General features: G+C 44.3%; 13 protein-coding genes and 5 pseudogenes. 7 read left to right on the top strand and 11 right to left on the bottom strand.

Annotated elements, in window-relative coordinates:
* Positions 1–74: 74 nt before the first annotated feature.
* Positions 75–287 (bottom strand): Hfq-related RNA-binding protein, encoded by a 213-nt coding sequence (locus MiAbW_RS07635; protein WP_002756689.1) that lies wholly within the window; start codon positions 285–287, stop codon positions 75–77.
* Between the two features lie 61 nt (positions 288–348).
* On the opposite strand from MiAbW_RS07635, the gene dapF reads away from it, so the two are divergent.
* Positions 349–1,194, top strand: coding sequence for a diaminopimelate epimerase (gene dapF / locus MiAbW_RS07630; protein WP_151695603.1), 846 nt, complete (start codon positions 349–351; stop codon positions 1,192–1,194).
* A gap of 58 nt (positions 1,195–1,252) precedes the next feature.
* Here the strand turns inward: dapF and MiAbW_RS07625 are convergent.
* Positions 1,253–1,363 (bottom strand): annotated as a pseudogene (locus MiAbW_RS07625) (high light inducible protein); the annotation flags it as partial.
* A 226-nt stretch (positions 1,364–1,589) separates the two neighbouring features.
* Positions 1,590–3,668, bottom strand: coding sequence for a thioredoxin domain-containing protein (locus tag MiAbW_RS07620; protein ID WP_151695602.1), 2,079 nt, complete (start codon positions 3,666–3,668; stop codon positions 1,590–1,592).
* Positions 3,669–3,745: 77 nt separating this feature from the next.
* Between MiAbW_RS07620 and MiAbW_RS07615 the strand changes: the two genes are divergently transcribed.
* A complete protein-coding gene (locus MiAbW_RS07615) occupies positions 3,746–4,354 on the top strand; it encodes a chromophore lyase CpcT/CpeT (protein ID WP_151695601.1) in 609 nt (202 codons plus the stop codon).
* Here the strand turns inward: MiAbW_RS07615 and hemB are convergent.
* The 3 genes from hemB to MiAbW_RS07600 form a co-directional block, all read right to left on the bottom strand.
* Complete coding sequence (gene hemB / locus MiAbW_RS07610; RefSeq protein WP_151695600.1) at positions 4,351–5,331, bottom strand: porphobilinogen synthase; 981 nt, start codon at positions 5,329–5,331, stop codon at positions 4,351–4,353. The genes MiAbW_RS07615 and hemB overlap by 4 nt on opposite strands.
* A 116-nt stretch (positions 5,332–5,447) precedes the next feature.
* Complete coding sequence (gene folE / locus MiAbW_RS07605) at positions 5,448–6,104, bottom strand: GTP cyclohydrolase I FolE (protein WP_002752393.1); 657 nt, start codon at positions 6,102–6,104, stop codon at positions 5,448–5,450.
* Between the two features lie 661 nt (positions 6,105–6,765).
* A complete protein-coding gene (locus tag MiAbW_RS07600) occupies positions 6,766–7,440 on the bottom strand; it encodes a cadmium resistance transporter (protein WP_151695599.1) in 675 nt (224 codons plus the stop codon).
* Positions 7,441–7,776: 336 nt separating this feature from the next.
* On the opposite strand from MiAbW_RS07600, the gene MiAbW_RS07595 reads away from it, so the two are divergent.
* The gene (locus tag MiAbW_RS07595) at positions 7,777–9,039 is read left to right on the top strand and encodes a sulfonate ABC transporter substrate-binding protein (protein WP_151695598.1); all 1,263 of its coding nucleotides are present in this window, start codon (positions 7,777–7,779) and stop codon (positions 9,037–9,039) included.
* A 458-nt stretch (positions 9,040–9,497) separates the two neighbouring features.
* Here the strand turns inward: MiAbW_RS07595 and MiAbW_RS07590 are convergent.
* Positions 9,498–10,423: pseudogene (locus tag MiAbW_RS07590) on the bottom strand (LysR substrate-binding domain-containing protein).
* A gap of 146 nt (positions 10,424–10,569) precedes the next feature.
* Here MiAbW_RS07590 and MiAbW_RS07585 point away from each other — a divergent pair.
* Both MiAbW_RS07585 and MiAbW_RS07580 read left to right on the top strand, forming a co-directional pair.
* A complete protein-coding gene (locus tag MiAbW_RS07585) occupies positions 10,570–11,253 on the top strand; it encodes a cadmium resistance transporter (protein WP_151695597.1) in 684 nt (227 codons plus the stop codon).
* 134 nt (positions 11,254–11,387) lie between these two features.
* A pseudogene (locus MiAbW_RS07580) lies at positions 11,388–11,525 on the top strand (DUF202 domain-containing protein); the annotation flags it as partial.
* A 93-nt stretch (positions 11,526–11,618) separates the two neighbouring features.
* Here MiAbW_RS07580 and MiAbW_RS07575 read toward each other — a convergent pair.
* The 4 genes from MiAbW_RS07575 to MiAbW_RS07560 all read right to left on the bottom strand — a co-directional run bounded on the left by MiAbW_RS07575 (position 11,619) and on the right by MiAbW_RS07560 (position 13,410).
* A complete protein-coding gene (locus MiAbW_RS07575; RefSeq protein ID WP_151695596.1) occupies positions 11,619–11,804 on the bottom strand; it encodes a type II toxin-antitoxin system HicA family toxin in 186 nt (61 codons plus the stop codon).
* Complete coding sequence (locus MiAbW_RS07570) at positions 11,801–12,013, bottom strand: type II toxin-antitoxin system HicB family antitoxin (RefSeq protein WP_151695595.1); 213 nt, start codon at positions 12,011–12,013, stop codon at positions 11,801–11,803. Before MiAbW_RS07570 ends, MiAbW_RS07575 begins: the two co-directional genes overlap by 4 nt.
* A 219-nt stretch (positions 12,014–12,232) precedes the next feature.
* Positions 12,233–12,745, bottom strand: a complete 513-nt coding sequence (locus MiAbW_RS07565; protein WP_151695594.1) for a hypothetical protein — start codon at positions 12,743–12,745, stop codon at positions 12,233–12,235.
* A gap of 215 nt (positions 12,746–12,960) precedes the next feature.
* On the bottom strand, positions 12,961–13,410 hold the full coding sequence (locus tag MiAbW_RS07560; protein WP_151695593.1) for a hypothetical protein: 450 nt from the start codon (positions 13,408–13,410) through the stop codon (positions 12,961–12,963).
* A 288-nt stretch (positions 13,411–13,698) separates the two neighbouring features.
* Between MiAbW_RS07560 and MiAbW_RS20660 the strand changes: the two are divergent.
* Positions 13,699–13,820, top strand: a pseudogene (locus MiAbW_RS20660) (IS4 family transposase); the annotation flags it as partial.
* Positions 13,821–13,923: 103 nt separating this feature from the next.
* Positions 13,924–14,329: pseudogene (locus tag MiAbW_RS07545) on the top strand (cadmium resistance transporter); the annotation flags it as partial.
* Positions 14,330–14,525 lie beyond the last annotated feature (196 nt).

Below are 14,525 nucleotides of genomic sequence, written 5' to 3'. Positions count from 1 at the left end.
AAAGCTATCTGCTTGCTACTGAATTTTTGATGCGTCCAGGACGCATCCCACGGGCAAATATCGCCAATTTCCCCCTAGGCTTTAGGTCTTAAATAAACTAGAGACTGTTGCCAAATTAAAGTGGGTTTATCGTAGTGATCAACTAGGTATAGACAGTTAACATCTTGCCAAAGGATGCGACCAACGAGCAGATCATCTGTACTTAACTTAATTTCTACTTCCCGTTTCTCTTGAATATAGCTCTGTACTTGTTTGATACTCGGCAGACCAGGATCGAATTGAGACATAATGAGTTTATCGATGGGGTGTTCATCCTCTATTATTCCTGTTGAGTAGCTTTTATTGACCATGAAAATCCCCTTTACCAAATATCAAGGCCTGGGCAATGATTTTATTTTGATAGATAACCGTCACAGTCCCGAACCCCTGATCACAGCGGAAATGGCCGTGGCTATGTGCGATCGACATTTTGGTATCGGTGCCGATGGCGTGATTTTCGCGCTTCCCGGCCAAGCGGAAACCGACTATACCATGAGAATTTTCAACTCTGATGGCTCGGAACCGGAGATGTGTGGTAACGGTATTCGCTGTCTAGCCCAATTTATCGCCCGTTTAGAGGCTAACAACACCATTGGCCGCACCTATCGCATTCATACTCTAGCAGGAACGATAATTCCCCGTTTAGAAGCCAATGAACAGGTAACGGTTGATATGGGACCGCCGCAACTTTTAGGCAGTGAAATCCCCACCACTTTAGTCAAGGGGTCTGAAAAAGTCCTCGCGGTTCCCCTAGAGGTGGAGGGTAAAGATTGGTTAGTTACTTGCGTTAGTATGGGTAATCCCCACTGTGTCACTTTTGTGGGTGATCTGGCCTCTATTCCCCTAGCAACTATCGGGCCAAAATTTGAACATCATCCGGTTTTTCCCCAACGGACTAATGTGGAGTTCGTGGAGGTAGTTGCGCCAGATTATATGAAGATGCGGGTATGGGAAAGAGGGGCGGGAATTACTCTCGCTTGTGGTACTGGCGCTTGTGCTGTGGTGGTGGCGGCCGTGTTGACGGGCAAATGCGATCGCCGTTGTACCGTGGAACTGCCCGGTGGCTGTCTTCAGATTCACTGGTCCCAAACCGATAACCGGGTTTACATGACAGGTCCTGCTAAAGCTGTTTTTGAGGGCATTTACTTGGTCTAAACCAATCCCCTAGGACGGGGACTGAACGCCCCGAACAGCGCGACGGGATTGTTAATTCTTAGAGACTGGTAATCCAAGCAATGATTCCTTTACCGGTTAACAATTCAATGGCTAAAAGAGAGACAAAGCCAATCATAGCTAGTCTGCCATTCAATTTTTGGCGTTGCTTAATCAAGGTATGAATGCCAACTGTGCATCTTATCCAAAAGTTAGTTTGGGTCTAGGGTTTAAAAATCCCACAAGAGAAGATTCATAGCTTAATTCAGAAACGCCGTAATTTGTAGGAATGGAGATTCGTGCGATCGCTCTGTATCATCAATAATCCTCAACCTTGGTGATTAAAAAAGCGTTAATTGCTTTTTTCTCCCTGCTCTCTGCTTGAGAGAGAAAAATCCCTAACCGATCAGCATTGACGGACCTGTCATCACCCCGGCAATTTGTCGGTCTAACTGTTCTAAATTTTCCGCTGGTTCAAGGCAGCATAACCCTTGACAAATTAACCCAAATGTGCTATGCGGCAAACTGGCATCGACTCGATACACCGCAGTGGGCAAATAGCGACCTAACAGCCGCTCGATCGAGCTTTCCGCGGCACGCAGACAGAAACCGTGACGATAGTGATCGAGGGCAACAAATAAACTGGGGCAAGCGGTGGGGGACTGTTCTAGAATGCTACTAAAAGATTGCAAGGCCTTTTCAGCCCGATCGAGATATTCTAGATTTTCCGTCAATCGCGACAGACGCAATAAATTAGCGATCGCAATTCCGTTGGCCGAAGGAGTGGCATTATCCGTATAACCCCGTTCTCGCACGATCAGATCGAGACTATGATCGGAAGCGGTATTAAAATATCCCCCCTCATCCTCGGCCCAAAACCAGCGATCAAATTCCCCTTGTAGATCGATAGCCGCCTCTAACCAGCGAGTTTCTTGGGAATTAGCCGTTTGCAAGTCCAGTAAAGCCTTAATAAAATAGGCAAAATCCTCCGATTGGGCCAAAACCGAGGCCTGACCCTGATAATTCAAGCGCTGAAAACGTCCATCTAACCACTGATGCTGGAGAATAAACTCGGCCGCGACCGTAGCCATTTGCCAGTACAAAGGTTCGCCAAAGACAGCAAAAGCCCGGGCTAAACCAGAAATCATCAAACTATTCCAAGCGACGATCATTTTCGTATCCGTTACCGCCGGAATGCGTCCCGGCCAAGAGACGGTTTTCGCCTCTTGATTGTCTCTGGCTGGGGGAAAAAGAGCTAATTGGGACTGAGAACTGCCATAACGCCGAATAAATAACTTATCGAGCATATTTTCTATATCCTTCCCTAATTTTCCCCCTTGCCGACGTTGCAGCACATTACGACCCTCAAAATTCCCCTCCGCAGTGACGGTAAAATTAGCCTGCAGCAGCCCCAATTCCTCGGTCGAGAGATAATCCCTTAACTCCAGATCCGACCAGACATAAAAGGCCCCTTCCTCTGGTTCCCCATCCGTGGCCTTCTCAAAACTATCGGCATCTTGGGCTGCGTAAAAATAACCTTCTGGGGCGGTCATTTCCCGTTTTAGCCAGTTAACCGTGCCTTTAATCCCTCTCTCAAAGGCCGCCTCTCGATTACCCGCACTCCACAAATTGGCTAAATATTCGACAATTTGCCCGTTATCGTAGAGCATTTTTTCAAAATGGGGAACTGTCCACGTCGAATCCACCGTATAACGATGGAATCCTCCCCCCACATGGTCATAGATTCCCCCCAGGGACAGATCTTCCCCCCGTTGATAGGCTGCTTGCCGGAGGGAATCCTCAAAATCGTCACCAAAGCGACCGCCCTGCAAAGCCAGATTAGAATAGGGAATCATCGGAAAACTGGGCCGACCGTAGTTATTGGGATTAACCCGAATCACCGCCGTATTTGTCTCGATTCCTGTGGCTAAAAGGGAAGGTTCGGCTAAATTGGTCTCTGCTCGGGGTAAAATGGCCGATTGACGCAGCGCGCCCAGCATTTCGGCCGTGAATTTGCTTAATTTCTCCTTTTCCTCGTCATAATAGCGACGTACCGATTGCAACACTTGCAGAAAACCGGGCCGGTTAAAGCGCGGTTGCACGGGAAAATAGGTGCCACCATAGAAGGGAATTAAACTATCGGGTGTTAGGAAGACATTCAGAGGCCAACCCCCTTGACCGACCATCATCTGCAATGCTTGCATATAGATGCTATCGATGTCCGGTCTTTCCTCGCGATCAACTTTGATCGGCAAAAAATACTGATTGAGATAATCGGCAATGGCCCGATCGGAAAAAGCTTCTCCTTCCATAACCGTACACCAATGACAGCTAGAATAACCGATCGAGAGAAAGATCGGTTTATCTTCCCTCCTGGCAATTTCTAGGGCGCTGTCACACCAATACCACCAATCGATCGGGTTTTCGGCGTGTTTTCGCAGGTAAAGACTTTCAGATTCAGCCAGATGATTAGCCATGGGAAAAGGGGTATTTTTGCTCTTGCTGCTTATTAGTTTAAGCTAATTAGAGACTAACCGGAATCAAGCCTCTGCTTATGCTGAAAACTTCGATCGCTCTGGTATTTTTTCTCACTCAATCTTTGCCCCTTAACCCGCAAGTGCAGGGGGTGGCTAATCATTTAATTGGGGTCATGGATACGACGCAACAAGCGCAGACTAACCCCCGCATTGCTAAGGTGCAAATGACTACCTGTGCCGTGGATTTTTCCCCCAAACAGGATAGTATTTATCTTTATCAAGAACAGGCAATTATCGATAGCTTAAATCAACCCTATCGTCAAAGAATTTTAGTCATTCAACCTAGCCCCGATAATTCCACTGTGGAATCAAAAGCTTATAAGTTAAATAATGCCGACAACTTTATTAATTTTTGTAACAAAGACTTGACAGAAAGAAAATTAAATGTATCAGATTTGTCCGAGTCGGTGTGTACTGTGTTTTTAAAACCGATAGCGGGCGGTTATCGGGGAGAAACTCCCCCCCAGGGTTGTCCCACTAATGCCAGAGGTGCGGTGAAAATAACTAATACAATTATTCTACATTCCCAGGGCATGGATACCAGCGATCGAGGTTATGATAGCCTTGGCCGGCAGGTATGGGGAGCGCAGGATAATTTCTATCAATTTCGCTGGCAAAAACCCTAAAATCGGCTTTCTTGTTTCATTAATGCTACATCGAGAGCAAAATAGGTCAAAATCAAATCGGACCCCGCTCGTTTCATACTGGTTAAAGTTTCCAAAATCAGGCTTTTTTCGTCAATCCAGCCCTGTTTTGCCGCCGCTTTAATCATTGCGTATTCACCACTGACGTTGTAAGCGGCGACGGGAAGATGGCTACTATCGCGCAGACGACGGATAATATCGAGGTAAGCGAGAGCGGGCTTAACCATAATAATATCTGCCCCTTCTGTGATGTCTAAACTGGCTTCCCGTAACGCTTCCCGACTATTAGCCCCATCCATTTGATAGGTTTTCTTATCACCAAATTTTGGTGCTGATTCTAAGGCATCTCGGAAGGGACCATAATAAGCAGAGGCATATTTAGCCGTATAAGCGAGAATTCCCACATCCAAATAGCCAGCCGCATCTAAAGCTCGACGGATCGCCCCAACCCTACCATCCATCATATCGGAAGGAGCGACGAAATTAGCCCCGGCTGCCGCTTGTGAGAGCGACATTTTCACTAAAACTTCTAGGGTTTCATCGTTGAGAATTTTACCGTCCTTAACAATACCATCATGACCATAAATCGAAAAAGGATCGAGAGCAACATCGGTAATAATAATTATTTCAGGGACTTCTTTTTTGATCGCTTTCACTGCCCTTGGCACTAAACCATCGGGATTATAACTTTCTCTGCCGAAATTATCTTTTTTATCTTGGGCAATCAGGGGGAAAAGAGCGATGGCATTAATGCCTAAATTATAAGCATTAACTACTTTTTTGAGCAATAAATCGAGGGAATAACGATAACAATCGGGCATAGAAGGAATAGCCACCTTTTGATTTTCTCCCTCCATGATAAAGAGGGGATAAATCAAGTCATTAACGGTTAATTCGGTTTCACGAACAAGACGGCGAATCGCTGGAGTATAACGAAGACGACGGGGACGAATCAGCATGATAACAGCGCATCAAAAATAAAAAGTAAACAGTAAATAGCTGCCTTGACTCTGGTTTTTTGCCTAGGAAAAAACCGGGGATAGGACGATCAAATAATCCCGATCCCCCTGAGTAATTAGTGAAAATCGGGACTATGACGAATCAAACTCATAAACTCTTGACGAGTCTTAGCAGAATCGGCAAAAATACCGCGCACGGCACTCGTAGAAGTCCAGGAACCGGGTTTTTCAACCCCGCGCATTACCATACACATATGAGTCGCTTCAATCACGACAGCTACCCCTTGAGGTTGTAGTAATCCTTGCAAAGCATCGGCAATTTGTGCGGTTAAACGTTCCTGTACTTGCAGTCGTCTGGCATACATTTCACAGATGCGGGCAATTTTCGATAAACCGATCACTTTCCCATTAGGAATATAGGCAACATGAGCGCGGCCGATAATTGGTAAAATATGGTGTTCACAGGAGCTAAAAATATCGATGTCTCGGATTAAAACCATCTCGTTAGCATCCTCATGAAAAACTGCCCCATTCAGCAATTCATCGAGGGATTGCTGATAACCAGAAGTGAGAAATTTTAGGGCTTTTACTACTCGTTTTGGAGTGTCTCGTAAACCTTCGCGATCAGGATCTTCTCCTAATCCTAACAGCAGTGTTCGTACCGCTTGCATCATCTCGGCTTCCGATACCGGCGATTTAGGTTCGGTAATCACTTCGGGAAAGTGATTGTAGTCATCATTATCGAAAATTGCTTTGGACTTAGCTAAGGTCATAGATATTTTTACGGACTCCAATAGTTAATTGATCGGCAAAGTTTTCTGATTTTACCAATGTCAATAAATACCCTTTGCTAAAGTATTTATTTTTCTGGGCATCTAGACGATAACTAATGAAAGCTATCGGGTTATTCCCTCGTCTCTGGGGTTATCTCCGTGCGGAAATCTGGAAAAATTGATTTTCCTAGTCACCGAAAAAGTCTTGAGTATCTCCCTAGTTAATTGAGGGCATAGTTCTTCATCATAATTAATTTATTTTGTCAAGTAGTTCATTTGTTTGTTGCTTGAAGCTTGCTAGAATGATAATCGTTATCATCTTAGCAAAAAACTTAGATTTACCAACAAAAATTTTGTCGTCAGATATATATAGTCCCGTTAAGTTATTTAACTTATTTTGAAGATTTAGGCGGATTTTGCGATTTTATCGATAAAATCGGCTCTAAAACCTCGCATTAAGGCGAAAAGTTTTTGGAGCGAGGCATAAATCCCCGTTACAAAAACGGCCTCCGTTCGGCGGTTCGGCGGTTCGGCGGTGATCTCACCGTCGAAGCCTATTGCAAGAGTGCCTTTTGCCTATCCTTATAAGTAGCCTATACTCAACGGATTTAGTATGACCCCCGTGCGAGCCAGAGATTTTCAATTTTTACGGAGACCTAATTTACCCGGTGGGAATCAACAGGCGATAGGAGCCGTTATCGAGAATAATCCGTAGGCCCAACCACATCAGCACAAAAGGGAAAAGCTTACTCGCATAACGGCTGAGGACAACCGCGATCCCCGGTTGGCGGGTTAGATTATAGGAGAGAAATAACCAAGTACAGACGATTAGATAGCAGATCGGGATGATTACGGCTAACTGCGCCACGGTACTATTGGCGAATAGGGGAATATAGATACCGAGATTATTGCCGCCATTGGATATCGTGACTGCGGAAACTTTATAGGTTTGGCGATCTCTGAGGACTTGAGCGAGGGATAGTCTGCGGGAGGCGAATCCATGAAATTGGGCGTTTCTTTGCAAATTCACCTTGCGATCTGCGGTTTCCCTCTCGTTATCCCGATTTAACGTCAGTAAATTTCTCACACCGATGAGGAGCGGCAAGATTCCGAGAAGACCGATATAAATCGGTGGGATGATTAGGCCGAGTAGAAAACCCAGCAAGCTAACCGATACCAAGACCGTAAACCCGACTAGCTCGCCGACGACAACGTGAACCGGGCGAAAGGTACGATTTACCTCGCTAAAGAAGCCAGTTAAATAAATATTGTCGTCGAAGGTGGTGGCTATGCCGGTGGCCACCGCGATTTTGACGATTTCGATCAACCAATCCATCCATATTACCTCGATCTCTCAAAGGCGGGCGCAATTTTGTTTTAAAACTATATCATTTTCAATACATTTATAAATGTACTTTGTTACACAATCGAGGAGTCGTGGATTTCTATAGTATGTAGATAAGTAGGGAGGCACAATTATTTGTAGGATGGGTTAGCGGTAGCGTAACCCGTGCTGGCGTTGGGTTTCATGCTTCAACCCAACCTACGTTTATCTTATATTTAATTCCACCCACCCACTTAAAACTAATGGAACCTCTCCCGATCGAGTTGGGAAACCCTTCCTTCTTGTCTCCTTGCCCGACGATAAATCTTGTTTTCTGCGAGAAATCCCATGCTCCACCGTTCGATCAAGTGTCTCTGGAAACCGTGGCGAAATTGCCGGGGAGTTCTTCCCGCGCTGCTTTTTTTGACCAGTCTGGTCGGGAGCTTTCTCCTGGCTGGATTTTCCGACACGAACGCAAAGCGCTCGCTACGCGAGATCGCCGTCGGTCAAAATTCTCGATCCGATAACCTGATTCTCAACCTCGTCGATAGCTTTAAATTCCCCCGGAATACGACTCCCCGGCTATTGGAAACCGTGGGATTATTTATCGCTGGAATTCTCTTCTGTATCCTGATCGATCGCTGGTTCAAGCGCTCGACCCCCTCCGATATCACTCCCCTGGCCAAACAAGCCCGGCGGCTAGGAACCCTCAAGATCGGCTATCCCGAGGGCATGACCAATCTGGAAGTTCTCCGCGCCCAGGCCTTTCTGGAAAGACGCTTAAAACCCTTGGGGGTGACGGTAACGTGGACGAGTTTTCTTTCCGCTTCCTCGCTGATCGAGGCTTTGAGCAACGGAACGATCGACTTCTGCGGTGGTGGCGGTACGGCGAGTATTTTCTCCCAAGCGGCCGAACACGTCTTTGTCCGGGTAGCCAAAGAAAAATATACCGCCCCGAAAGGTCAGGCGATCCTCGTGCCTGAGGATTGGCCAATACAGACCTTGGCGGATTTAAAAGGAAAAAGAATCGCCTTCGATCGAGGTTCGAGCGCCCATTACGTCCTCATCCGCGCACTGATGAGAGTGAATCTAGAATTAAGCGATATCGAACCGGTGTATGCGACTCAACCGGAAGCGCTGGTGCTTTTCCGTCGCGGTGAGATCGACGCTTGGGTGGTCTGGGTTCCCTATTCTCCCACGGAGACGCGCACCTATCCGGGAAGATCGGTGGCCGATCTAGAGAGTATCTTCGGGGAAAACGCCTCTCTAGAAGTGCCGACCTATTATTATGCGGTTCCCGAATTGGTGCGGGATTATCCCGATGTCCTGAAGGTGATTTTAGAAGAGGTGAACGAGGCGGGGGCCTGGGCGAAACAACAGGAGTTAGAGGCGACGAGACGCTTGGCAGCTCACCACGAGATCGACCCGGCGATCATCACTAATCTTGAACAACGGGCCTCTGAACGTGCCATTATCCCGATCGACGATCGCTCTCTGACGGACCTACAACACCAAGCTAATATCTTCCGAGACCTGAAGCTGATTCCCCATCGGGTCAATGTGCGCGACGGAACCTACACCCTACAGACGAAACAAAATTGGACATATTAGACCTCTTGTCGTAGTTAGTGAGGAGTCAGAGACCTGAAGCTGATCCCCCATCGGGTCAATGTGCGCGACGGAACCTACACCCTACAGACGAAACAAAATTGGACATATTAGACCTCTTGTCGTGGTTAGTGAGGAGTCAGACTTCGTCCGTGAGACTTCGTTAATATCGCCAATTTCTTGGGTTAGAAAAAGATAAACTGGAGACTCTTAAATCAAGTTTATTAACTCAAAATTAGCCCTGCTTAATTTAGCTGAAATTTATAGCTATCTTTGCCAATTAAATCTAACTAAAAAATGGGACAACTAAAAACATTTTTTTGTAATTTTTTTAAACAAAAATACTTTTATTGAGATAAAATTAGTTCAATTTTTATACCTAATTTCTCTCTTTTGCCAAAGATAATTTCCCTTACATATCTTTATTTTTACTAGATTAATTTTTGGTGATTGCTATCAGATTACAACATCTGCTCAAAAACTTGACAGACGCGGGGTTGAAAGCGCTGACGGTGTTTTATTTTTAAAAAAGGGCGCATAAACTCGAGATAGCGAGGGGATAAACCGGAAGTATCGATGACTCGAATTGATCGCAATGTGCCTAATTCTAATTCCTTTTGAACCATCAATTCGGAAATTCCGGCAGCTGCCGAACTATTCTCAATGATTGCCTTGACCATTTCTCCGGTATTTAACAGCAAAGTCACCTTTAATGTCCGTAAATCGATGCCCCAATTCCGTAGTGCTTCCTCGAATCTTTGTTGAGTTCCCGATCCCGATTCTCGCATTACCCAAGGGGTTTCCACTAACTCGGGTAATTCGATCGCTTCTCTTTTATACCAAGGATGAGAACGTCCGACAATGATTAATAGGCGATCGCTGCCGACGATCTCCTGTTCTAAACAATTTGTTAAATCACTCTTGACTTCTCCCTCGATTAATGCTAGGTCAAAACGTCCGTTAGCCGTACCCAGACAGATTTCTTCCGTATTAGCTAGGGTGCAATTGATCTTAATTGCCGGATAGCGCTCCTGAAAATCGCTAATTTTTGCTGGCAGCCAATAGTTACCAATAGTCAAACTCGACCCTAATTGTAGTTCTCCCCGTTGCAAGTCGTTGAATTCCGCCAATCCCCTTTCTGTCAAAGTTACCTGGGTAAGAATGCGTTGCGCTTCTAATTGCAGTAAACGTCCTGTTTCCGTGATCTCGATGTGACGACCGATGCGATGGAATAATTTCACCCCGTATTCACTTTCTAGGGAGGCAATGGCGGCACTGACGGCCGGTTGGGTGATATGATATATAAAGCTTCTGCTGCTTTGGTGAAGTGGAGATGTTCAGCAGTCGCTAGAAAGATTTCCAGTTGATCTAGGGTCATTCTGGCCATGGCAAGGGGTTTTTTGTCTCTATTGGTCTTTCCATCATTTTAATTTATTAAATCAACAAGAAAGAATATTTGATTTTATTAATGGCTCTTTCTAGAGTAGAAGTAGGGCGATCGAGACTAGAAGACCCGATTAAGAAAAAAATCCTATGACTACCATGATTACTGCCATATCCACAGCAATAGCGGCCTTTATTGCCACCAATCTCGATGACATCCTGATTTTGACGATTCTTTTTACCCAAGTCAATAAACTTTTTCGCCGTCGTCATATCGTTATCGGTCAGTATTTAGGCTTTATACTGCTGATTTTGGCGAGTTTAACCGGCTTTTTCGGGAGTTTCTTGATTCCGGCTCAGTGGATTCGTTTTCTCGGTCTTTTGCCAGTGATTTTCGGGATTCGGAGTCTCTGGCAGCGAGAGGAAACCGAGACGGATAATCATCTGGAGGTAGCTGTAGAATCAGCAGCGTCTTCTCCTTTGGTGGCTTGGTTTTCTCCTCAAACCTGTGGTGTGGCGGCAATTACGATCGCCAATGGCAGTGATAATATCGGCATTTATGTGCCTCTGTTCGCTAGTAATACCTGGCCAAATTTAGTCACTATCGTCAGCGTTTTTCTGATCTTGGTGGGTGTTTGGTGTTTTACTGCTCATCAGCTAACGAATTTACCAGCGATCGCTAATTTAATTACCAGTCACGGCAGCCACTTTGTCCCCTGTGTGTTGATCGGTTTGGGTGTGTTTATGATCAAGGAAAGTCTTCCCCTGGCTTTCCTGGCCTTGTCCTTAAGCTATGGGTGGGCAATTCTCAATCAGGAAACTGAATCCACTTGATTTTTTAAATGCAATGTGAATACCCTTAAAAAGGGATTTTAGATTTTTTCAATAACATTTACAATTCAACTGCCATACAATAACATTATCTTCTCAAGCGATCGATTTAAAACTGAACCTTAGTCATCCCGATCATGTTATTTTTTCTCAAATCGCAAGTGACCGAAACCAAGACTAGCAGTCAACCGAAAAAAGTTAATCCCAATCGTATCCGCGATCATTTGGCCAATGAACGCACCTATCTGTCTTGGATGCGAACAGCGATCGCAGTAGAAATGAATTGATCGATAACGCACCCTACAAGCTCCGCGTACTGCTACGCAGTGCCTTCGGCATCGCACTACACTCATCGGTGATCACATTGATTATAGTGATGGAATATCGAGATCTTTACAAATTTTCTTGGCTAAAAACTCTTTTATTTCTCTATGACGAGGAATGGCTGTTTTATCTTTTGTTGCTGGGTTCCACCAGATAGAATGTCGAGATCCTTCACGAAGCAACTCACATCCATGTTGTTCAAGATGTCGAATCAAATCACTTCGCTTCATAGAGTAATTAGAAGTTCTTCGTAGTTTTCGGCTGCTTCTTGGCGAGCTTCTTCTCGATTTAGCTCTAAAATGTCTTTTAGGGCTTCTCTTAGACTTTCAATAAGTTCTTCTTTTGTCGATTCCTGAGCGTTGACTCCCTTTACTTCTTCGATCCATCCAATCCACCAATCCCCATCTTTTTTAATAATTGCTGTAAATGGAGTATCCATAAATAATTTGATCTCATACAAAGGTTTAAATTACTCATTTATAATAGTTTAACAAAAATCTCATCTGATGGCTATCGCCTATTTATTAGGTTATTATCGTTGGGTTTTGTTCCTCAACCCAACTTACAAGATATGCGACCGCACTGCGGCTCACCGGACGGCAATAATGCTTGTATCATAACTGATAGCGTAACGATCCGTTCCGAGTGCAGCCGCTGGTTAGACCGGAGTTGTGGGTAAAGATTTCTTTTTTTCCTTTTGACTCCATTTACATACCTCTCTCGCAAGTTTTTCTCCTTCTTCAGCCGTGTCTTTAGCCTTTTGCAAGAACTCGTCAATGGATTTGGTTGGTTTCCCTGGTTCAGATTTTACAATTGCATGAATTGCTTTGTTCCTCATACATCGCCATTGATCAACCGCCTCTATTAAATCTAGATATAAACCAGACTGAAGTGCATCTGGGAACTCCAAACGCCAATGCTCTATGAGCTCACCAAACGAAGGAAATTGTCCATTCTTTTTCTTAGAAAGTGGTTTGGGAGATTCGGGGCGAGATAAAAAGCTGATGAGACGATCAGTGATAATGCTTTCTTGAATTGTAATTGCTTCCAAGAAAAAATGATTTTCTTGAGCTAATTTAATACGTGACCATGCCTCACGATATGATTCATATTTACTGACATTTCCAAGAATCTTTTTCGACGGAACTTGGCTTTTTCTATAGCTACTCATTTTTTTTATTTACTTTTCAGCGCAAACACAATTTTATTTGATATCTTTAATCAGTAATGATTTCTCATCACAAACTCTACTGCAAACTTAGGTCTAACGAAACTAACTCCATCAGGGGCGCAATAGAGTTCCTTTAAAACACTGCTACGTAGCATAAATCGAGCGTTCCTTGTATGAGGTGGTTAGAAATTACCATAATCTTCTACTTATCTATATCAATGAAACATCGTCATATGTTTTTTCCCTTCTTCAATATAAAAACTGACAAAAGTATCAGAGTTATCTGAATCTAAGAAAGCGATGAACCCGTCAATCATACTATCCATGCTTTCAGTTAAGCTTTCTTTCGCCTTAGCAGCACAATCAGGCCATTCCTGATCAGTTAATTCGCGCCGAATCTCTTGTAAAGCAGCAATTCGAGGTGGCAATGACATTCTAGATGTGCTGTCAGCAAGCTTTAGCTCATTGCGCCATTTATCTTCTATCTCTTCAAATAACTTGTGTGCTGTGACATCTTCCTTTACAAAGCAAATTATATCTCTATTAACCCAAAATGTTTGATACCCCAAATTCACTCCATAGGCTGCTGCTCCAAAAAGCCCCACACCCAGAATTCTAAGTATAACAGTTTCAATTCTATTGAACTTCCATTTCGGCCATTTCATGATCACGCACCCAAATTATTCAGTCATAGAAGCGATGTACTATGCTATAGCGGTAAGCGCTTGAGTGAGATACAAACCAAGCTTTGCCTAGCATGGTTTATAGCTCGTGACACTGTACCTCATACGACTGCACACCGCTATATTATACCCAACATTGATGAAAACACATCAGCTTAGGCTCTGTACAGGACAAAAAATCCAGAGAAAGGTTGCAAAGAGTGACAGGAAAAGGGTTTCATAGAAAGTTACCAGACATTTCCCTGAAACCCTATGAACCAGATTAACTGATTGCGGGATACCTTAAAACCCTATCTGGGATGGCATGGCGCACGCCTCAACTTCCTCGCCCTCTTTTAATTGCCCTGTTCGGAGTCAAAACCATTAACCTTGTAGAGATAGCGGCAGGTTTTCCGAGTCATGCCCAATTAGTGGGAGAAAAATTACAGCAAAAGGAGTAAAACCCTACGGAAAGGTGCAATGGAAATTTCAAGCGACCTATATTTATGGAGTAGTAGAACCGATAATAATGTGGAGGTGGCTCTAGAATCAAAGCCTTCTTTTCCTTTTGGTGGCCTGGTTTTCTCCTCAAACCTGTGGTGTGGCGGCAATTACGATCGCCAATGGCAGTGATAATATCGGCATTTATCTGCCTCTGTTTGCTAGTAATACTTTGCCGAATTTAGTCACTATCGTCAGCGTTTTTCTGATTTTGGTGGGTGTTTGGTGTTTTACTGCTCATCAGTTAACCCAATTACCGGCGATCGCTAATTTAATTACCAGTCACGGCAGCCACTTTGTCCCCTGTGTGTTGATCGGTTTGGGTGTGTTTATGATCAAGGAAAGTCTCCCCCTTGCTTTCCTGGCCTTGTCCTTAAGCTATGGGTGGGCAATTCTCAATCAGGAAACTGAATCCACTTGATTTTTTGAATGCAATGTGAATACACTTAAAAAGGGATTTTAGATTTTTTCAATAACATTTACAATTCAACTGCCATACAATAACATTATCTTCTCAAGCGATCGATTTAAAACTGAACCTTAGTCATCCCGATCATGTTATTTTTTCTCAAATCGCAAGTGACCGAAACCAAGACTAGCAGTCAACCGAAAAAAGT

The organism is Microcystis aeruginosa NIES-4325 (assembly GCF_008974145.1).
In the GTDB taxonomy this organism is placed as follows: Bacteria; Cyanobacteriota; Cyanobacteriia; order Cyanobacteriales; family Microcystaceae; genus Microcystis; species Microcystis aeruginosa_G.
This window is presented reverse-complemented; position numbering and strand designations above follow the sequence as displayed.